This window comes from Thermosynechococcus sp. HY596 (genome assembly GCF_030518715.1).
GTDB lineage: Bacteria > Cyanobacteriota > Cyanobacteriia > Thermosynechococcales > Thermosynechococcaceae > Thermosynechococcus.
Genome location: NZ_CP130346.1, coordinates 408,563 through 428,418, shown reverse-complemented (window position 1 = coordinate 428,418; position 19,856 = coordinate 408,563). Strand labels below are relative to the sequence as shown.

The following is a 19,856-nucleotide window of genomic DNA, read 5'->3' as shown; positions in this document are numbered from 1 at the left end:
TGTGGGGACGCTGGGCAGGAAACCGACCTATTTGACTGAGGTTAATCGACTACTTTTGATCGACTACTTTAACGCTGACCGAAGTTGCCGATTCCCGCAAGCGGGCGGGTAAGGGGAGTTGTTGCCACCACCGCCCCAGCACTTGGCGCTGATTGATGATGTAAATGCTCATGAGCGTTAGCCCCACCCCCACCAACTGAACCTGACTCAGGGTTTCCCCTAAGAACCAATGCCCAAAGGTGAGGGCAAATACTGGGGTGAGAAAGGTCAGGGCACTGAGACTAGTCAGATTCCCCTTGGCAGCGAAATAGAAAAAGACACCGTAGGACAGGGCACTACCGAAGAGGGTGGCATAGCCCAAATTAAAGACATCCGGCCACTGTAGAGCCGCCCAAGGTGCTGGGGTATTCAGGCTCGGCAAGAGCAAGAGGGGCAACCCGCCCAAGACCATGTGCCAGCCGGTAGCCACAATGGGATCTGTATAGCGTGCCAAGGGACGCATGAGAATGGTTCCCACGGCCATTGAGAGAGCAGCCAACAGCATCCACAGTTCACCTCGCTGCCACCACTGTCCCCAAGGAATACCTTGCCATGCGCTGGGTTGATGGAGCAACGTCAAGAGATCATCGCCTAGACCAATACCGCTAATGCCCACTAAGCCAAGAAATAGCCCCAGCCAGCCCCAGCCGCCAACGCGCTCTTGATATAGCCAGCGGGACAGCAATGCCACTGCAAGGGGTTGGGAGTCAATCATGACAGAACCCAGCCCGGCTCCCGTTTTTGCTAAGCCAGTGGCCAGAAACCCCTGAAATAAAAAGCCATCCACAAGGGCAAAAAGACTAATCCATCCCCACGCCCGTAAGCTATTGGGTTGGGGCTTACCGAGGGCGATCGCCACCGCTAACACCAGAAGGCCTGCGGGCACAAGGCGCACACCGGCAACCCACAGCGGCGAGGTATGGGGCATCACCTCTTTCATGGCCACCATGGCAGTTCCCCAAAAGAAAAAGGGGGAGATTAAAATCAAGCGTTGCCAGAGTGCGGTCACAGGCGTTGCAAAATCAGGAGAAATGTTAAGGATTATTGCGATTCGTATCCTTAAATTATAATCCTGCCGTGGGAAACGGCAACTTCAGGAGGGAATTGCCAAGTTGATTTGCTATAAAAGTTCTAACGACCTCCCTAGTATCCTAGGGAAATTTGAGGCAGTGGGTGAGGAGCCGCAGCAGGAAATGAAAGCACTAGAGGTTTGGCAACGGTGGTTGCGGCGGGTTCCTAAGTCAGCGGAGCTAGCGATCGCCCCTGTGGGGACAACAGTCACTGCATCTCTGCCCTCCCGCTGGCAAACCTACCGCCAACGACTCATGGCCTATGAGGGGTGGCCTTGGCTCATCCCCTTTTTAATCTCCGGCGCAACCCTGATGACCGCCAGTGCTTGGCTATTGGTTTTACCCCCCTTGCCCGATTGTCGTCGCCCCGGCCTCGTCATGAGCGATGGCGATCGCCTCTACTGTGCCGATCAAGCCGCCCTCCACGGCAACTTACCCTCTGTTGCTCAAGCCATTGAAACCGTCGGTCAGTGGCCCGAAGATCACCCCCTTTTTCCCCAAGCGAAGCGGCGCGTGGATGAATGGTCAGCCGCCCTACTCGTGATTGCCCGCCAACAGTTGAGCCAAGGCAACATCGAACTGGCAACGCTGCTGCTGAAAAAAATCCCCACCACTGCAGCCAGCTACTCCCAAGCCCAAGAGCTACTGAGCGCAACCAATGTGGGAGAAGGGGGAAACTTGTTGGCCACGGCGGAGGCGGCACTGCGCCAGCAGGATTGGGGGCTGGCATTACTGCAAGTGAAACTGATGAACCAGTTGGGCACCGACTACTGGCGCGAACAGGCCCAAAAGCTCTCGGTGCGTATCTCCCAAGAACAGGATGCGTGGGTGCAATTGGTACAGGCACGGGATTTGGCGGCTTGGTTAACAGCCAATGAACTGGCCGAGGCGGTCATGCTGGCTCTGCAAATTCCCCCCGAGGCGGTTGTTTATTCCCAAGCCCAAGCGGATATTCGCCGTTGGATTCCCGAAGTGTTTGTGTACGCTGAAGAACGCCTAGCGGCCGGCGATCGCGAGGGTGCCCTAGCCCTCATTGAAAAAATTGCCCCCGCTCTCGATGTGTCCTACCACGATCGCCCGATTGTCATCTTGGGGCAGGCCAAAGCCCTTGCGGCCAAGGGAACGGTTTTGGGCTACTGGGAAGCGATCGCTCGCGTGCAGCAGATTCCCACCACGGATCCCTTCTATGCATCGGCTCAGGCCTACCTCAAGACATGGCAGCAGCAGTTGCGCAACCAGCAGCATCTTCAGTGGGCATCGTGGCTCGCCAATTCTCATCTGCGCTGGGGGTATGCCTTGGCCATTGCTCAAGCTCGGCAGGTGCCCCTTGGTCAGCCGGAACGGGGTCAAGCCCAAGGTTTGATTGCCCTTTGGCAGCGGGATCTGCGTACGATTGATGAGCAGCCCTTGCTCCATGCGGCGATCGCCCTCGCAGAACAGAAACAGTATCAGGCCGCCCTAGGGGTTCTGCAATACTTCCCCAACAATGCTATGCTTGCTTCTGTAGTGGCCAACTACCGCAACGAGTGGCAGGAAAAACTGGAAGAAATTGAGGATCGTCCGATTCTCGATCGAGCGATTCGCTTGGCACGGGAAGGCAAACTAGAGGAAGCCATTCAAACCGCTGAGCAAATTGGTCGCGATCGCGCTCTCTACCGTGAAGCCCTCAATCGCATCTGGCAGTGGGACTATGAACTCAGCGTGCGCCAACGTCAACAGGCAGCACCCACGCCCGCTTGGTGGGAAAGCCCCCCCAGTCCCCCTGAAAGGACTTCTGAACCAGTAACCGAACCAGAATCAGTGCCGCCGGCCACACCCACCCCTGAAGCCACTGCTGCTCCTAAGCCGACACCTGAGACATCTCCAACGCCTACGCCCACCCCTGAAACCACCGTTGCTCCTACCCCTGCCAGTCCTGCACCGACACCTGAGGCCACGGTTGCCCCGACGCCGACACCCATTCAACCGCCAGCAGCAGACCCCGAACCAACGGCTACCCCCTAGCGATCGCTGGTCATCGTAAAATAGAGGCTCTGTTCAGTATCGGTAGCCCAGCTATGCGCCTCTCGCAAATGCTTTTTGTCACGCTTCGCGAGGATCCAGCGGAAGCGGAAATTCCCAGCCACAAATTGCTCCTGCGGGCGGGGTATATTCGACGGATTGCCAGTGGCATCTATAGCTATCTGCCCTTGATGTGGCGAGTGCTGCAAAAAGTGAGCGCCATTGTCCGTGAGGAAATGAACCGCAGTGGTGCCTTGGAATGTTTGCTGCCGCAATTGCAACCCGCTGAACTGTGGCAAGAGTCGGGACGCTGGGATACCTATACCAAGGCCGAAGGGATCATGTTTTCCCTCACCGATCGCGCTGAGCGGCAGTTGGGACTAGGGCCGACCCATGAAGAGGTCATCACCGCCCTCGCTAAGGACTTGATTCGCTCCTATCGTCAGTTGCCCGTTCACCTGTACCAAATTCAAACCAAATTCCGCGATGAGATTCGCCCCCGCTTTGGTCTGATGCGGGGACGAGAATTCATTATGAAGGACGGCTACTCCTTCCATGCCGATGTGGCCAGCCTCAAAGAAACCTATCAGGTGATGTACGACACCTATAGCCGTATTCTTCAGCGCTGTGGCCTGACGTTTCGAGCTGTAGAGGCGGATTCGGGTGCCATTGGCGGATCGGGATCCCATGAGTTTATGGTGCTGGCTGCCGCCGGCGAAGATGAAGTGCTCTATACGGCTGACGGCCAATATGCCGCCAATGTGGAAAAGGCCGTTTCGCTGCCCCCTGACGCGGTGCCCACAACCTACAAAAAGGTGGCGACACTAGATACCCCCAATACAGCAACCATTGATGCCCTTGTTGAGCACTTGCAGTGCCATCCGACGCAAATTGTCAAAAATGTCCTCTATCGAACGGTTTTCGATAATGGGCGGGTGGGTCTGGTGTTGGTGAGTATTCGCGGCGATCAAGAGGTGAATAGCGTCAAGCTGCACAACACCCTCACTTCCCTTGCGCCCAACTACGGAGCAACGAAATTGCTAGATCTGCGGGTGGCGGATGCCAATACCGCCCAAGAGTGGGCAGCCACCCCCATTCCCTTTGGTTACATTGGCCCTGACATAGAGGACGGCGTTATTAAAGCCGATCCCCAGATCATTCCCCACTGGATTCGCATTGCCGATCACACCGTAACGGAGTTAAAGCGGTTTATTACAGGAGCCAATCGCGATCAACAGCACCGTGTCGGTGTCAATTGGGGCAAATCCTGTCCATTACCGGCCATTGTCGCCGATGTGCGCAAAGCCCAAGCCGGCGATCGCGCCTGCCACGATCCAACACAGCACCTAGAGACGGCCCGTGGCATTGAAATTGGCCATATTTTCCAGTTGGGGACAAAGTATTCTGAGGCGATGAAGGCCACCTACACCAATGAACAGGGGGAAGAGGTGCCGCTGGTGATGGGCTGCTATGGCATTGGGGTTTCCCGCTTGGCACAGGCGGCAGTGGAGCAGCACCACGATGCTCAGGGGATCATTTGGCCGCTGGCGATCGCCCCCTATCAGGTGATCATTGTCGTTCCCAACATCGAGGATGGGCAGCAAATGCAGGTGGCTACTGACCTCTACGATCAACTTCAGGCGGCAGGAATTGAGGTGCTCCTCGACGATCGCGATGAGCGGGCAGGGGTGAAATTCAAAGATGCGGATCTCATTGGCATTCCCTATCGCCTAGTGACGGGGCGGGCGATCGCCAATGGTGAAGTGGAACTCGTGATCCGCGCAAGCGGTGCCAAATCCACCCTCCCTATCAGCGAAGTTGTTCGTTATCTTCAAAAGGAGATTGCTCAGCAGTTAGGTCGATGATTCTCAATCCCTACCAGCGCACGAAACTGGATAGCCGCAGCGATGCTCTCTTTTACGCGGCGCCGCGCTTTGTTACCCACGTGGATGATTTCTTTCTGGCGCGCCTCACAAATCTCTACCGCGAATACCTGCAGCCACAAATGCGGGTTTTGGACTTAATGAGTAGTTGGGTGTCCCATCTACCACCAGAGCTATCCTTTGCGGAGGTGGTGGGTCATGGGATGAATGCGGCGGAGCTAGCCCGCAACCCTCGGCTGGATCGCTACTTTGTCCAGAACCTCAATGAAGCGTTGGCCTTGCCCCTAGAGGAGGCCAGTTTTGATGCCGTGCTGATGGCGGTGTCGGTGCAGTACCTCCAGTATCCTGAGGCCACTTTTACAGAAATTGCCCGTATCCTCAAACCCCAAGGGGTGGTCATTGTCAGCTTCTCGAATCGCATGTTTTTTGAGAAGGCGATTCAGGCGTGGCGCGAGGGTACCGAGGGCGATCGCGTGCGCTTGGTGCAAACCTACATTGATAGCATTCCCTCCCTCAAGGTGGTAAAAACCCAGCTGCCCCGTCGCTGGCCTTGGCTGGGATTCACCGATCCCTTCTATGCTGTCGTGGGTCAAAAGCAGTCGGCGTGATGGTCAGAGGAGGCGTCTATGAGCAGTTTCGCGGTGCCCTCCTTGGACTTCTGTGGGGCATCGCTAAAGAGGATATCTATCTAGCCCAGACACTACCCCACCAATGGTTAACCCCCAACCAAGGGGAGTGGCCCGTTCAGCTGCCGCAGTTGTTGGCATCATGGGATCAACCTTTGATCTCAGTCCCCGCGGCGTTGCAGGAGATTCAGACCCTACTCCATGAATACCTCGCGGCGGCTTGGGCACCTGAGCCTTTGGCCGTACCTCTAGAGAGAGGAGAGGTGATCCGCTATGCCTTGGCGATCGCCCCTTGGGACTTAGAATTAGCCCATGAAATTGTTATCAAGCAGCAACCCAGCGCTGGTTTTCTCTTAAGCTGTCTTTTTGGTGCCTATTGGGGGGCATTGGCCTTGCCCCTTAGCGCATGGGAACATTGGACGCCCACCGTAGCTGCAGTACTGGCGAATGTGATGGCGCAATGGACAGGGGGGATAGGAACCGAGATGGCAGTTGCCCCCAAGGACGGGCTAAAAAACTGGAGAAGGGGCTGTACTCGGAACATAACGCTCTAGCTGTGCACCCAAACCCCGCAGCTTGGCTTCAATTTGCCAGTAGCCCCGATCTAAGTGCTGCAAGCCATAGACGTGGGTTTCGCCGTGGGCAGCCAGTCCAGCAACAACTAAAGCCGCTGTGGCACGTAAATCTGTACCTGTTACCGGTGCACCGGAAAGATGGGGCACCCCTCGGATGGCGGCGTGATTTCCCTTGACGCGAATATCGGCACCCATGCGATTCAGTTCAGCCACATGGCCAAAGCGATTTTCAAACACCGTTTCGCTGACTAAACTATTCCCCTCACTGATGGCCAGCAATGTCATCATCAAGGCCTGCATATCCGTAGGAAAACCGGGGTAGGGGAGCGTTTCAATGTCGGTGGCACGGTAGTGCAGAGCAGGGGTAAAGCGGACACGGGTGGGATCGGGAAATTCAACCGTTGCTCCCATTTCTGCAAGTTTGGCGATAACGGGAGTCAGGTGGCTAGGAATCACGGGTGCGAGGGTAATGGCCGAGCGAGTGACAGCAGCCGCCAAGAGAAATGTGCCCGCTTCGATGCGATCGGGGATAATTTCGTATTCAGTGCCGTGGAGGCGATCGACCCCAACAATGGTAATCGAATTGGTGCCTGCGCCATAGATTTTTGCCCCCATGGCGATACAAAAGTTGGCCAAATCCACCACTTCCGGTTCTTGAGCGGCATTTTCAATCGTGGTTTCCCCCTCGGCAAGGGTGGCGGCCATCATCAGGGTTTCCGTTGCACCAACGCTGGGATAGTCCAAATAGATGCGGGTTCCCTTCAGTTTGGGGGCACTGGCGGTAACAACACCGTGGTCAATCGTGACTTCGGCTCCCATCGCTTGCAGACCGCGCACATGCAGTTCCACCGGACGAGCGCCAATAGCGCAGCCGCCAGGCAAGGGAACACGAGCAATCCCCAACCGTGCCACCAATGGACCAATGGCAAAGAAACTCGCCCGCAGTTGGCTGACCAAACTATAGGGGGGATCATTGGTATTTAATTCCGTGGCATCAATGGCGATCGCCTCACTCCCAAGGCGTTGTACCTTGACCCCCAATGCCTGTAAAATTTCCCCTAGGCGGCGAATATCCGCCAAGTCAGGCACTGCATGGAGAATTGTTGTATCCGCTGCTAAGAGTGCCCCCGCCATCAAGACTAATGCTGAATTCTTGGCTCCGCTAATCCTCACCTCCCCCGATAACTGATACCCCCCCTGAATCTTGAGGTGTGCCTGCTCTGTGGTCAGCGGCGTTGCGGTCGAGGTTAGCATATTTCACTCTCACAGCCAAAAGAATTCCAAGCGATTATATCCTATCAGTGCGAATTTTATGCAAAGATCAACAAGAGAAAGACTGTGATTGTGCAAGTAATTTAATCATTCATTTGATGGAACACCAAAACCTCAGCGATCTACTGCGGCAAGAGGCAGCCAAACAAAGTCAAGCGCCCAGCAAGCGGAGTCGACACCAGCCCACCAAGGCAGAACTAGAGCAAGAACTGGCCACCCTCAAAGCAGCGTTAGCAGCGGCAGAAGCTGAGAAAACCGCTCACAGCACCCAGATAGAGCAACTGCAACAGGAAGTGCAAACGTGGCGCGATCGCGCCCAAGCCCTCGAAACTGAGCTTCAGGACCTCCAAACCCGCCATCAGGCTCTAGAAGCCGAATTTGAAGAGGCCAAAGAAGTCATTCGCCAACTCACGGTGCCTCAGCCCTACCGCTTTGAGGATGTGGGATTTAAGCCCCTTGTCAATGAAATTCCCATCCCCAATCCCAATGCCTCTCACCTTGGCGATGCAGAAATTGGTTGGTTTGATTAGGGATTGTCCAAGGGATTGGATCACTCTTTGAGAAGATTAAAAAAATGTAAAGGCAGATAAATCAATTATTAAAATTCCCGCAGCGGTAATCTAATGTACATTTCACAAATCTGTATTAGCCTTAAGTTAAGTTATTTCCGATTCCTTCAGAGCCACAGGTTGCATGAATAGTTCCTCCACTCCTAACGGTCATCCTGTTTATTCAGTTTCCCACACCAACCCTGCTGCCAACGACGAACACTGCGATTTGTATATCGAGAGCGATCGCACAGGGATGACAGTGCAAACCCTGAAGCGCGCCTTTGTGGATAACCTGCACTACATCCAAGGCAAGGATGCCATGTTTGCCACGCCCTACGATTACTTCATGGCACTGGCCTACACGGTGCGCGATCGCCTGCTGCATCGACGGATTAAAACTGCCCAAACCTATTTTGAGCAGGATGCGAAGGTGGTCTATTACCTGTCGGCAGAGTTTCTCATTGGTCGCTTGCTCCTGAATAACCTGATTAACGTCGGCCTCTATGAGCAAACCAAACAGGCCATGACCGACTTTGGCTTAGATCTCAATGAACTCATGGATCGCGAACCTGAACCAGGCTTAGGAAATGGCGGCCTAGGACGGTTGGCGGCTTGTTTCCTCGACTCCTTAGCCACCCTCGAAATTCCCGCTGTTGGCTACGGCATTCGCTACGAGTATGGGATTTTCGAGCAAATCATCACCAATGGCTGGCAGCACGAAGTCCCCGACAACTGGCTGCGCTTTGGTAACCCTTGGGAGATTGCCCGGCCCGACTACAATGTCGAAGTTAAGTTTGGCGGCCACACCGAAGCCTACACCGATGTCCAAGGGCACTACCGGGTGCGGTGGGTTCCTAGCACTACCGTTTTTGGCACGCCCTACGATACGCCAATTCCAGGCTATGGCAAAAATACGGTGAATACGCTCCGTCTGTGGAGTGCTCGTGCAGCGCAGGACTTTAACCTTCAGGTGTTCAACGCCGGTGACTACACCCAAGCGGTCTCGGAAAAAACCTTTAGTGAGAATATCTCGAAGGTTCTTTACCCCAACGACAACACTCCCCAAGGCAAGGAGCTGCGCCTGCGGCAACAGTATTTCTTTGTCTCCTGTTCGTTGCAGGACATTATTCGCCTTTACCTGCGGCGGCACACCAGCTTTGACGCCTTCCCCGACAAAGTAGCCATTCAGCTCAATGATACCCACCCCGCCATTGGGGTGGCTGAACTGATGCGATTGCTGGTGGATGAGTACCAACTCCCGTGGGAAAAAGCGTGGGACATTACCCAGCGCACTTTTGCCTACACCAACCATACCCTGCTGGCGGAAGCCCTTGAACGCTGGTCGGTGGAACTTTTTGCGCAACTACTGCCGCGCCACCTTGAAATTATTTACGAGATTAACTACCGCTTCCTCAACGAGATTCGCCAACGCTATCCCGGCAACATTGCCCGCTTAGCACGCATGTCCTTGATTGAGGAAGGTCATCCCAAGCAGGTGCGCATGGCGCATTTGGCCTGTGTCGGCAGCCATACGGTCAACGGGGTCGCCGAACTGCACACAGAGCTGATCAAGCAGGAGCTGATGCGGGACTTCTACGAGATGTACCCCAACAAGTTCCAGAACAAAACCAATGGCATTACCCCCCGCCGTTGGCTATTGATGAGTAATCCCCGCTTGGCCAGCCTGATTACCGAAACACTGAAGAGCGATCGCTGGATTACCCACCTTGAAGAGCTGCGCGGCCTAGAACCCTACGCCACGGATCCCGCCTTTCAGGCCAAGTGGCAGCAAATCAAGCAAGCCAACAAAGAACGCCTAGCGGAGTACATCTGGCGCCACAACCAGATTGAAGTGGATCCCTATTCCCTGTTTGACATTCAAGTGAAGCGGATCCATGAGTACAAGCGGCAGCACTTGGCGGTGCTCCACATTATTACCCTCTACGAACAAATCAAGGCCAACCCCAACATTGACATTCAGCCGCGCACATTTATTTTTGGTGGCAAGGCAGCCCCCGGCTACTTCATGGCCAAGATGATCATTAAGCTGATCAATGCGGTGGGGGATATGGTCAACCATGATCGGGATGTCAATGGCCGTCTGCGGGTCGTGTTCCTCAGTAACTATTCCGTTTCCCTTGGGGAAATGACCTATCCTGCGGCTGATCTTTCAGAGCAGATCTCCACCGCTGGTAAGGAGGCCTCCGGCACCGGCAATATGAAATTTGCCCTCAATGGCGCCCTGACGATTGGTACTCTGGATGGGGCAAATGTGGAAATTCGCCAAGAGGTGGGGGCAGAGAACTTCTTCCTCTTTGGTTTGACGGCGCAAGGGGTAATGAGCCTGAAAGCTGAGGGCTACAATCCCCGCGAGTACTACAACAGCAACCCAATGCTCAAGAAAGTGATTGACAGCCTGATTTCCGACTACTTCAATCCGCGTGAGCCGGGGCTATTCGAACCGATTGTCAGTTCCCTGCTCAACGAAGATCCCTATATGCTGTTGGCGGACTACCAATCCTATGTGGACTGTCAGCAACGGGTTGCCCAAGCCTTCCGCGAGAAGAGCCACTGGACACAGATGTCTATTCTCAATGTGGCGCGCATGGGCAAATTCTCTAGCGATCGCACGATTGCGGAGTACTGCAAAGACATCTGGCACGTCAAACCCGTCCCCGTTTCCCTAGATACCTGTCGGCCCGCTTTTCGCCCCAGTCGCATCAATCAAGCCAGTAGTCTTTAGGTGACTGCCCCTTTTGCTCTACACTAGGGCAAGTCTCAAGCAGGGGAACGACATGAATGGCGGGAATCGGCGCAGCTCTACGGGTGTTTCAAAGTCGCAAAATGGCGGCCCTGCTCTTGTTGGGCTTTTCCTCAGGGTTACCCCTGTTTCTCACCAGCCGAACACTGCAGGCATGGATGACCGTTGAGGGCATTGACTTGACCGCCATTGGCCTTTTTAGCCTCGTGGGGTTGCCCTACTCACTGAAGTTTCTCTGGTCACCCTTGCTAGATCGCTATACAATTCCCTTTTTGGGACGGCGGCGGGGCTGGTTACTGCTCATTCAGGTGCTCCTCTTGGGGGCGATCGCCCTAATGGCGGTACAGGATCCCAGTACGAGCCTGCGGCTGTTGGCAGTGAATGCCTTCGCCATTGCTTTTTTGAGCGCCAGCCAAGATATTGCGGTGGATGCCTACCGTGCCGATGTCCTAGAACCCCTTGAAATGGGGGCGGGTGCGGGTATTTACGTCCTTGGCTATCGCATTGCGCTCTTGGTCACGGGTTCCCTAGCCCTGATTCTTGCCGATCAACTGCCTTGGCCCGTGGTTTACGTCCTGATGGCGCTGCTGATGCTCGTGGGCATGGTCACGACCCTTTGGGCACCGGAACCCGAAGTCCATCCCCCGGCTCCTCCTTCATTGGCGCAAGCAGTGATTCGCCCCTTCCTTGATTTTTTCCAGCGCTACGGCTGGGGAACGGGGCTGATTATTCTGCTCTTTATCTGCCTCTACCGCTTGGGGGATGCCCTCACAGGGAACATGATGACCCCTTTCCTGTTGCAGCAGGGCTTTAGCCAAACCCAAATTGGTGCGGTGCAAGGGGGTGTCGGGCTGATTGCCACCATTGTTGGTGCCCTTGCCGGCGGGGCGGCCATCAGTCAAATCGGTATTCACCGTGCTCTTTGGATCATGGGGGGATTGCAAGCTTCTAGCAATGTCTCCTATTTTGTTTTGGCCAATGTGGGTGCCAATCCAACGGTGATGGTGGCCGCCATTAGTATTGATAACTTCTGTGCCGGACTGGCGATCGCGGCTCTAACGGCACTCTTAATGAGCCTGTGCAACCCTCAATTTAGTGCAACACAGTATGCCCTGCTCTCCAGTTTGTTTGCCTTTAGTCGGGATGTGTTGGCAGCGCCCGCGGGTAAAGCGGCAGAGATCATGGGCTGGCCGCTCTTTTTTCTCTTTACGATTGGTGCTGCCCTACCGGCACTTCTCCTCCTGCCGTTTTTTGCCCCTTGGCAAGCGAAGCCAGCCTTTCCCCGCCCCGGCAGTGATGACTGAAAATACTTAAAGATACTTAATGTAGTTGTCCCCAGCAAATCCAACAATGACGACGCTGATTCCCGTTCCCCTTGGTGAGCACGCCTACCGCATTGCCATTGGTGTCAACACACGGCGGCAGTTGCCTGCACTGTTGGCCGAATATACGCCGTTGACGCCGAAAGCACCCGCCCTCATCGTTTCCAATCCGCAAATTTGGCAGCACTACGGCACGGATGTGCAAGAGGCATTAACGCAAGCAGGCTGGCAGGTCACCCCCTGTATTCTGCCAGCAGGGGAACGCTACAAAACCCTCAGAACCGTCGAAAAGATCTATGATGCGGCCCTGAGTCAGCGTTTAGAGCGGGGTTCCACCCTCTTTGCCCTTGGCGGTGGCGTCATTGGCGACATGACTGGCTTTGCAGCGGCCACTTGGCTGCGGGGGATTGCCGTGGTTCAGATTCCCACCAGTCTCTTGGCGATGGTGGATGCGGCGATTGGCGGGAAAACAGGGGTGAACCATCCCCAGGGCAAAAATCTCATCGGTGCCTTTCATCAACCCCGTCTTGTGGTCATTGATCCCGATGTTTTGGCAACCCTGCCCCCCAGAGAATTCCGGGCTGGTATGGCAGAGGTGATTAAGTATGGTGTGATTTGGGATACTGAGCTGTTTGATTTGTTGAGTCAGCTGCCGCGCTTGGATCGCATGGCTGCTTTGCCTACTGAGCAGTTGCTCCAAATTCTGCAGCGTTCCTGCCAAGCGAAGGTGGATGTGGTCAGCAAGGATGAGCGCGAAGCCGGACTGCGGGCTATTTTGAATTACGGGCACACCATTGGCCATGCCCTTGAAAGTATGGGCAACTATCGTCTTTTGAACCACGGCGAGGCTGTGGCCATTGGCATGATTGCCGCTGGAGAACTGGCGGTGGCCTTGGGGTATTGGTCAGTAGAAGCCGCCGCCGCCCAACGGGCATTGATTCTCAAAGCAAAACTACCGACAACGATCCCGCCTCACTTTGATGTCGAGGGACTGCTGGCACTCCTCCAGCATGACAAGAAGGTTCAGGCACAACAGGTGCGGTTTATTCTCCCCACTGCCATTGGCCATGTGGACATTTTTGATCAGGTGCCGACCGAACTGATTCGGGAGACGCTTCATCGCCTCCAAGCCTAGCTAGGGGGCGCAGTATCTAGCAGCGCTTTTTTGGTTGCTTTCAGTTCTTTCCAAAGGCGTTTAATTTGCTCATAGGCTTCCTGAGGGGAAAGCTTGCCACTGTTTTCCAGACCGGAAATGTAGCTCACTTGGGTCGCAAACTCCTGTAAGTTGGCATCAAATAAAAAGTTTTCGGGTGTAAACTCACCGTGGTAACGGCTGTGGGGATGTAAAAATTCGTATTTATTCATTGCTTACCTATCCTTTTTTCTCAGGGGTTAACCTATTCTTAACTTCATTTTAACCGTTTTCTCTCGGATAACCGTAGCTGCCGTAACAAAACGGTGATCTCGCTGGTGGCAAAACGGCGCTTTGTTAACAACTATGGGCAAAAAATTAAGCATTATTAACTTTGATTGATCAAATAAAGGAGACTTATCACACTACATATACGAGAGTGATCCCTTGCGATCGCTAGATATCAATGCTGTGATTTAGGAAATGGATAAATGATGCACGGACTCTCCTTGGCTCCCCGTTATCGCTTAGATGATGTTGATCCTTGGCTTCTGGGAATTGATCCCAGCCGTCATTATTGGCTGCAAGTCAATGGGGATCCCCAGCAGCGGGTGGCCATTCCGGGGGTCTGTGTCCAGAGCATCTCGGAACTACGGGAGATTATGGACGCGGTGCGATCGCTCCTACCGGGGCAGCAGTTGCAAATTCAGCGAGCAGCCACCTGTTTAGAAATTCACTGCGTGGCTGAAAATCTGCTGGCGATCGCCCACCATGTTGACGGTGCCCCTGTTTGGCATCTTTTTGATCGCGAAACCCTCGAAAGTTTAGTGATGAGTGCCCATCCCCACTGGCAATGTCGGCCTGAGGATGTGGAGTTGGGGCGGCAGCAATTGTGGCAGTCGTTTCAGTTACCAGTGGCCGCCTGAGCCGTGTCAAGGGCTTCACTGATCCGCCGCAGCACACCATTGATAAAGCGATGACTACCTTGGTCGCTGTAGCGTTTGGCCAGTTCGATCGCTTCGTTGATGGCCACTGGCTTGGCCACGTCAAGATAGCGCATCTCTGCGACGGCCATTTCAATAATGGCGCGATCTAAGTGTGTCAGTCGCTCCAGTTGCCAATCCACCATTGAGCGATTCACCAGTTCTTGAATCTCCGTTTGGTGTCGCTGCAAACAGCGCAGTAGGGCGATCGCGTAGGCTTGAACTTCCTCTTGATGGGCAAAGTAGAGAATTTCGGGTAAATCGAGGGCAGCACCTATTTTGTTCAAGCCCTTTTCCGCCCGATTGAGGGCATCTTGAAGCACCATCTGTGCCTTTTTGAGGTGGGGCAACTGAAACTCGCTATGGTTGAGCAGTCGCTGACTTTCACTGAGTTCAGTGCCGGCCTGTTCGAGGGTATCGCGCACATCACTCGCCAGCGTCCGTACCGCCATCAGGATCAAGCTGCGGCAGTCACTTTCATCGAGCAGTTTCGGTTGGCGTAACACTTGAGCGGCACTGAGCAACGCCAATTCACGGGCAACACGACGAGCAGTAATCATGGGTAAATCCTCAAAAACGAGTTCTTAACGCAACGACGCAGGGGCGGGGGGCAGGGTCGAGGTCGGAACTGATCCCGGTGTGACAATCCCCCCGGAAATAATCAGCTTAAAGGCATCCTCGATCGAAATATCCAAATCTCGCACATCCCGCTCACTGGCAATCACATACCAACCGGTGGTGGGGTTAGGCGATGAGGGGATAAATAGACTCAACATTGGCTCGGAAAAAACCGTTTGCAATGAACCATTAATCGTGCCAGTGACAAAGGCCACGGCCCACAGACCCGGCCGCGGGTATTCTACGAGCACTACTCGGCGAAAGCGATCGCGCGAGTCCCGCAGAATCGTCTCTAGGAGTTGTTGCAGCACTTTATAAATAGTGCCCGCCAAGGGGATGCGCTTGAGAATGCTCTCACCTGTGTTCAACAGCCACTGGCCAAAGATATTGCGTGCCATCAAGCCAATGAGCAAGATCCCTGTTAAGGGCACAACAATCCCCACCGCCACATTGAGCAGATCCACCAACAGGGGGTGCCATGTTTTGAAGGGGTTCACCTGCTTAGGAATACGGGTGAGGAGATCCAAGACCCAACTGGAAACAGAAATCGATAGCCAAATCGTTGTTGCCAGCGGGATCACCACCAGCAGACCAGCAATGAGATCATTTTTAATTGCTTGTTGGAGTCGGTGCAGCACAGATACTCGCACGAGCAGACTTCTGTTTCTAGCTTAGCGGTTGCTGCCACTGCGGTCACGGTGAAAGGCCAAACTGCTGTAGAGCATGAAGGCGGCATCCCAAGGACTTTCCTCACGGCGAAAGAGGTTAATGTGGGGGGGAATTTTACTCAGGAGTTCCGTAAAGTCCAAGGCGGTTTCGGCAAAACTGGTAAAGTCTTGCCACACGGGGCGATCGCCACAGTGCTGCTGCCACAGACTCGATAACTGCCGCCACTTCACCCATGAGGTATTTTGATCCAAATCCAAATCACTCTGGATCACCTCTGCCACTTGATTGAGGGGAATCCCTTGGTGAAACTGGTAACCGCCGCGATAAAAGCGCAGGATTTGATTTTGCTGAAAGAGGTGGAGATCACAGCACTGGGCATGATCCTGAATTTGTTCTTTGCGGGTAACTTTTCCTTGGCGATCGCGATCGAACACCTGCTCAAAAATCGGCAGCAACCCCTCTACCCGCTGGCTCACCTGCGACCAAGTAAACGTTAACGCCACTGGCTCTGGCGAGAGCGAAGTGGTACACACCACACGCGGCTGTGGCTCCAAGGCCACAAAATAACGCACCTGCAAGACGGGTGTGGCTGTCAGTGCCTCAAAGGGGACACAAAAGAGGGTAAACCCCTGCTGTTTCAGTTCTTGGCAATAGACCCTGAGTTCCGCAAAATTGCCCGTGCGGATCAAACGCCAGCCCCGCGACGGAATCAACAGTCGCGCCGTGTAGGGGTCAATCTTAAACATGGTGGCCAAAAGACGGGCGAGGATCGTCCGCTGCTCAGAGGCAGCCACCCCCTCCAAGACCAGAACGCCCTGCTGCTCGACTCCCACCACGGCATGGGTTGCTAAAATGGCCTGTTGCCGCTGCTGTTGGCGAATTTGCTCAATTTTTTCGAGGCCACGCCGAGCCATTTGCGTCAGCTTGGGGCCACAGTTCAGCCGCAGTAATTGGCGAAAGTCTGACTCCGCCTCCTCTAGCCGCTCTGTCTTGAGATAGAGTTGACCTCGGCACAGGAGGACACGGGGATCCTCAGGAGGCAAGGTGGCCAGCAATTTTTCTGCCTGTTGAAAATTTCCTTGATCCAGTGCTGTCAAAACCTCAGTCAGCATGGCCGGCGCCCCCAACGGTTTTTTCTATTTTAGGCAACACGCCCTAACCACCAAACAAGCTGCCGAGGAAGCCCTCTAGACCGCCTTTGCCCATACGCTCGCCGCGAATCTTGGCCAATTTCTCCAGCAGTTCTCGCTCTTCATGGGTGATATGGGTGGGAATTTCGACATCAACGGTAATGAGGTGATCGCCCCGCGCCACAGGATTGCCCACACGGGGGACGCCTCGGCCTTCTAGGATGAACACCGTACCGGGTTGGGTGCCTGCGGGAATCTTCAGTTCTGCTTCGCCATCCACGGTACTCACGGGAATCCGACAGCCCAGAATCGCTTGCAGGTAGCTAATTTTAATCCGCGATAGGATGTTGTTGCCTTCGCGCTGAAACTCGGGATCGGGTTCGACAAAAAGATAGACGTAGAGATCGCCGGGAGGGCCTCCGCGCAGACCGGCATCTCCTTCCCCTGAGACCCGCAGCCGGGTGCCATTATCCACCCCCGCAGGAATCGTAATTTTCAGCTTTTTACTGACTTGGATGTGGCCTTGGCCGCCACAGGACTCACAGCGAGATTCAATCACTTCCCCCGAACCGCCACAGGTCGGACAGGTGGTCAATTGGGTAAAACTGCCGAAGGGAGTGCGTGCCGATCGCCGCACTTGACCGATGCCACCACAGGTACTACAAGTGACTGGCCGTGTGCCGGGTTTGGCCCCTGTGCCTTGACAGGTTTTACAGGTTTCCAAATGATTAATGCGAATTTCCTTCTCACCGCCAAAAACAGCTTCGCGAAATTCTAGTTTGAGGTCATAGCGCAGATCTTCACCGCGGGTTGGCCCCTGTGACCGCCGCCCACTGCTGGTAAATCCACCAAATCCACCCCCAAAGAAGGTTTCAAAAATATCGGCGAAGCCGCCCATGTCACCAATGCCAAAGTCACTGAAGCCAGCAGCCCCGACGCCACTGACCCCGGCTTCACCAAAGCGATCGTAGTTGGCTCGCGCTTGGGGATCCGAGAGCACCTCGTAGGCGCGGTTGATTTCCTTGAACTTTTCTTCAGCGCCCGGTTCTTTATTGACATCGGGGTGATACTTGCGAGCCAAGCGCCGATAGGCTCGTTTTAATTCTTCAGCATCCGCAGAGCGTGAGACACCTAAGATCTCATAGAAATCACGAGCCATAGCCACCGTTACCTAAATTAATCAACCGCTTCATAATCTGAAACAACTGTTTCTTCATTATCGCTGATTATTGTGGCCTCACTATCTAAAACTTGAGTGGCTTGGGAACTAATCGTAGCACCCCCCATTGTCGGGGTTGAGGTCATCATGGAACCGCCTGCGGTTTGTTGATACACCACCGTTCCCAAGGTCACCAAGGCCTGCTGCAGGGCTTCCATCCGCTTGCGAATTTCATCGAGAGTAATATTGTCATCCACCATTGCTGCCTGCATACTCTGAACTACTGGTTCAATGCGCGCCCGTAGATCAGGAGTTAATGTGATGCCATGGTTTTTGATGGTTGATTCATAGCTGTACAGCAGGGCGTCGGCTTGGTTGCGCAATTCGGCAATCTCTTTCTTGATTTGGTCGGCTTGGGCATAAATCGTTGCCTCTTGGCGCATGCGCTCGATTTCCATAGTGCTGAGGCCACCGCGATTGGTAATGCGCACACTTTGCTGGCGACCGGTGGCGCGATCGACGGCAGACACACTCAGGATACCGTTGGCATCAATATCAAATGTGACATCAATTTGCGGCACACCCCGAGGGGCGGGAGTAATGCCGGTGAGTTCAAAGCAGGCCAGTTGTTTATTGTCTTTTGCCATCGGGCGCTCCCCTTGATAGACAGCAATTTCCACGACCGTTTGGCCATCGGTAGCGGTGGAAAAGGTCTGCGTCTTACTGGTGGGGAGGGTGGTATTACGTTCGATGATTTTGGTAAAGACACCGCCAAGGGTTTCCAACCCCAAAGAGAGGGGCGTGACATCCAGCAGCAGGAGATCTTTGACCGTTGTTTCCTTGCCCAGAATGCCCCCTTGAATGGCTGCCCCTACGGCAACGGCTTCATCAGGATTAACGGAGCGATCGGGATTTTTGCCACAGAATTGCTTCACTAACTCCTGAATCGCAGGAATACGAGTAGACCCACCGACGAGTAAGACGCGGTCAATATCCTGAACAGTCAGACCCGCATCGGCGATCGCCTGCTGCATGGGTTCGAGGGTGGCCTGAACCAAGTGGGCGCAGAGTTCCTCAAACTTACTGCGGGTGAGTTCCATTTCAAGGTGCTTAGGCCCCGTTTCATCAGCCGTAATGAAGGGCAGGTTAATGGAAGTGCTCAGGGTTCCCGACAGCTCAACCTTGGCTTTTTCGGCGGCTTCCCGCAGGCGTTGCAGTGCCATTTTATCTTTCGAGAGATCGATCCCCTCCTGCTCCTTAAAACAGGCCAAGAGCCAATCAAGAATACATTCGTCAAAATTATCGCCCCCTAGGTGGTTATTCCCCGCTGTGGAGCGCACCTCAAAGACGCCATCCCCTAGTTGCAGAATCGAGACATCAAAGGTGCCCCCGCCCAAGTCAAAAACCAAAATGGTTTGATCTTGATCCTGCTTGTCGATGCCGTAGGCCAAGGAGGCTGCCGTTGGCTCGTTGATAATGCGCATTACCTCAAGGCCGGCGATCGCCCCCGCATCTTTGGTGGCTTGGCGTTGCGCATCACTAAAATAGGCTGGCACAGTAATGACGGCTTGGGTCACGGGTTCCCCCAGATAGGCTTCCGCATCCTGCTTCAGCTTTTGCAGGATCATGGCGGAAATTTCTTGGGGGGTATAGGTGCGATCGCGAATCTGCACATCCACCATGCCATCGCGACCCGGCACACAGGTATAGGGCACGCGCGCCCGTTCTTCAGCGGTTTCCTCCCAGCGGCGACCAATAAACCGTTTGATACTGAAAATCGTGTTCTCGGCATTGGTGACCGCTTGCCGTTTCGCCAGTTGACCCACCAACCGTTCGCCCGATTTGCCAAAGGCAACAATACTAGGGGTGGTGCGCCCGCCCTCTGCACTGGGAATTACGACGGGATTCCCCCCTTCTAAGACTGCCACACAACTATTGGTGGTTCCAAGGTCAATGCCAATGACTTTACCCATAGCCGTAATCGCCGTTTCCAAAAATGCGTTGTTAGGAGGAGACTGCTTGCAAAAAAGTCTTACTCTTTAGGCTAGAATGCCGCAATGATGAT

17 protein-coding genes are annotated in these 19,856 nt (G+C 54.4%); 9 read left to right on the top strand and 8 right to left on the bottom strand.

Annotated features, from left to right (window positions below; genetic code table 11):
- Positions 1-49 precede the first annotated feature (49 nt).
- Entirely contained in the window at positions 50-988 is a 939-nt protein-coding gene (locus QYC28_RS02160; RefSeq protein ID WP_399375234.1) for a DMT family transporter, read from the bottom strand.
- A gap of 244 nt (positions 989-1,232) precedes the next feature.
- Here QYC28_RS02160 and QYC28_RS02155 point away from each other — a divergent pair, with 244 nt between their 5' ends.
- The 4 genes from QYC28_RS02155 to QYC28_RS02140 are packed head-to-tail and all read left to right on the top strand — an operon-like array spanning position 1,233 to position 6,173.
- A complete protein-coding gene (locus QYC28_RS02155; protein WP_302679758.1) occupies positions 1,233-3,113 on the top strand; it encodes a hypothetical protein in 1,881 nt (626 codons plus the stop codon).
- A 53-nt stretch (positions 3,114-3,166) separates the two neighbouring features.
- The gene (locus QYC28_RS02150; protein ID WP_302679757.1) at positions 3,167-4,975 is read left to right on the top strand and encodes a proline--tRNA ligase; all 1,809 of its coding nucleotides are present in this window, start codon (positions 3,167-3,169) and stop codon (positions 4,973-4,975) included.
- On the top strand, positions 4,972-5,601 hold the full coding sequence (locus tag QYC28_RS02145) for a class I SAM-dependent methyltransferase (protein WP_149817752.1): 630 nt from the start codon (positions 4,972-4,974) through the stop codon (positions 5,599-5,601). Before QYC28_RS02150 ends, QYC28_RS02145 begins: the two co-directional genes overlap by 4 nt.
- A complete protein-coding gene (locus tag QYC28_RS02140; protein WP_302679756.1) occupies positions 5,601-6,173 on the top strand; it encodes a hypothetical protein in 573 nt (190 codons plus the stop codon). Before QYC28_RS02145 ends, QYC28_RS02140 begins: the two co-directional genes overlap by 1 nt.
- On the opposite strand, the gene murA is transcribed toward QYC28_RS02140, so the two are convergent.
- Entirely contained in the window at positions 6,129-7,448 is a 1,320-nt protein-coding gene (murA, locus tag QYC28_RS02135) for a UDP-N-acetylglucosamine 1-carboxyvinyltransferase (protein ID WP_302679755.1), read from the bottom strand. The two genes, QYC28_RS02140 and murA, sit on opposite strands and share 45 nt — an antisense overlap.
- A 116-nt stretch (positions 7,449-7,564) precedes the next feature.
- On the opposite strand from murA, the gene QYC28_RS02130 reads away from it, so the two are divergent.
- The 4 genes from QYC28_RS02130 (at position 7,565) to aroB (ending at position 13,235) form a co-directional block, all read left to right on the top strand.
- Positions 7,565-7,996 (top strand): hypothetical protein, encoded by a 432-nt coding sequence (locus QYC28_RS02130; protein WP_149817747.1) that lies wholly within the window; start codon positions 7,565-7,567, stop codon positions 7,994-7,996.
- Positions 7,997-8,159: 163 nt separating this feature from the next.
- Entirely contained in the window at positions 8,160-10,760 is a 2,601-nt protein-coding gene (locus tag QYC28_RS02125; protein ID WP_302679754.1) for a glycogen/starch/alpha-glucan phosphorylase, read from the top strand.
- Between the two features lie 56 nt (positions 10,761-10,816).
- Positions 10,817-12,082 carry an AmpG family muropeptide MFS transporter gene (locus QYC28_RS02120; RefSeq protein ID WP_149817742.1) on the top strand — a complete coding sequence of 422 codons (1,266 nt, stop codon included), beginning with the start codon at positions 10,817-10,819 and terminating at the stop codon, positions 12,080-12,082.
- Between the two features lie 46 nt (positions 12,083-12,128).
- Positions 12,129-13,235, top strand: coding sequence for a 3-dehydroquinate synthase (aroB, locus tag QYC28_RS02115; protein WP_302679753.1), 1,107 nt, complete (start codon positions 12,129-12,131; stop codon positions 13,233-13,235).
- Here aroB and QYC28_RS02110 read toward each other — a convergent pair.
- The gene (locus tag QYC28_RS02110) at positions 13,232-13,465 is read right to left on the bottom strand and encodes a hypothetical protein (RefSeq protein ID WP_149817738.1); all 234 of its coding nucleotides are present in this window, start codon (positions 13,463-13,465) and stop codon (positions 13,232-13,234) included. The genes aroB and QYC28_RS02110 overlap by 4 nt on opposite strands.
- 258 nt (positions 13,466-13,723) lie before the next feature.
- Between QYC28_RS02110 and QYC28_RS02105 the strand changes: the two genes are divergently transcribed.
- A complete protein-coding gene (locus QYC28_RS02105) occupies positions 13,724-14,158 on the top strand; it encodes a hypothetical protein (protein WP_149817736.1) in 435 nt (144 codons plus the stop codon).
- Here the strand turns inward: QYC28_RS02105 and nusB are convergent.
- From nusB to dnaK, 5 genes are read right to left on the bottom strand one after another with little or no spacing between them, the layout of a single operon-like run.
- Complete coding sequence (gene nusB / locus QYC28_RS02100; protein ID WP_149817734.1) at positions 14,137-14,775, bottom strand: transcription antitermination factor NusB; 639 nt, start codon at positions 14,773-14,775, stop codon at positions 14,137-14,139. The genes QYC28_RS02105 and nusB overlap by 22 nt on opposite strands.
- Before the next feature lie 24 nt (positions 14,776-14,799).
- The gene (locus QYC28_RS02095) at positions 14,800-15,471 is read right to left on the bottom strand and encodes a DUF502 domain-containing protein (protein ID WP_149817733.1); all 672 of its coding nucleotides are present in this window, start codon (positions 15,469-15,471) and stop codon (positions 14,800-14,802) included.
- 33 nt (positions 15,472-15,504) lie between these two features.
- Positions 15,505-16,614 carry a M48 family metallopeptidase gene (locus tag QYC28_RS02090; RefSeq protein ID WP_149817731.1) on the bottom strand — a complete coding sequence of 370 codons (1,110 nt, stop codon included), beginning with the start codon at positions 16,612-16,614 and terminating at the stop codon, positions 15,505-15,507.
- A gap of 43 nt (positions 16,615-16,657) precedes the next feature.
- On the bottom strand, positions 16,658-17,791 hold the full coding sequence (dnaJ, locus tag QYC28_RS02085; RefSeq protein WP_190278165.1) for a molecular chaperone DnaJ: 1,134 nt from the start codon (positions 17,789-17,791) through the stop codon (positions 16,658-16,660).
- Positions 17,792-17,808: 17 nt separating this feature from the next.
- Positions 17,809-19,764, bottom strand: coding sequence for a molecular chaperone DnaK (dnaK, locus tag QYC28_RS02080; RefSeq protein ID WP_302680052.1), 1,956 nt, complete (start codon positions 19,762-19,764; stop codon positions 17,809-17,811).
- Positions 19,765-19,856 lie beyond the last annotated feature (92 nt).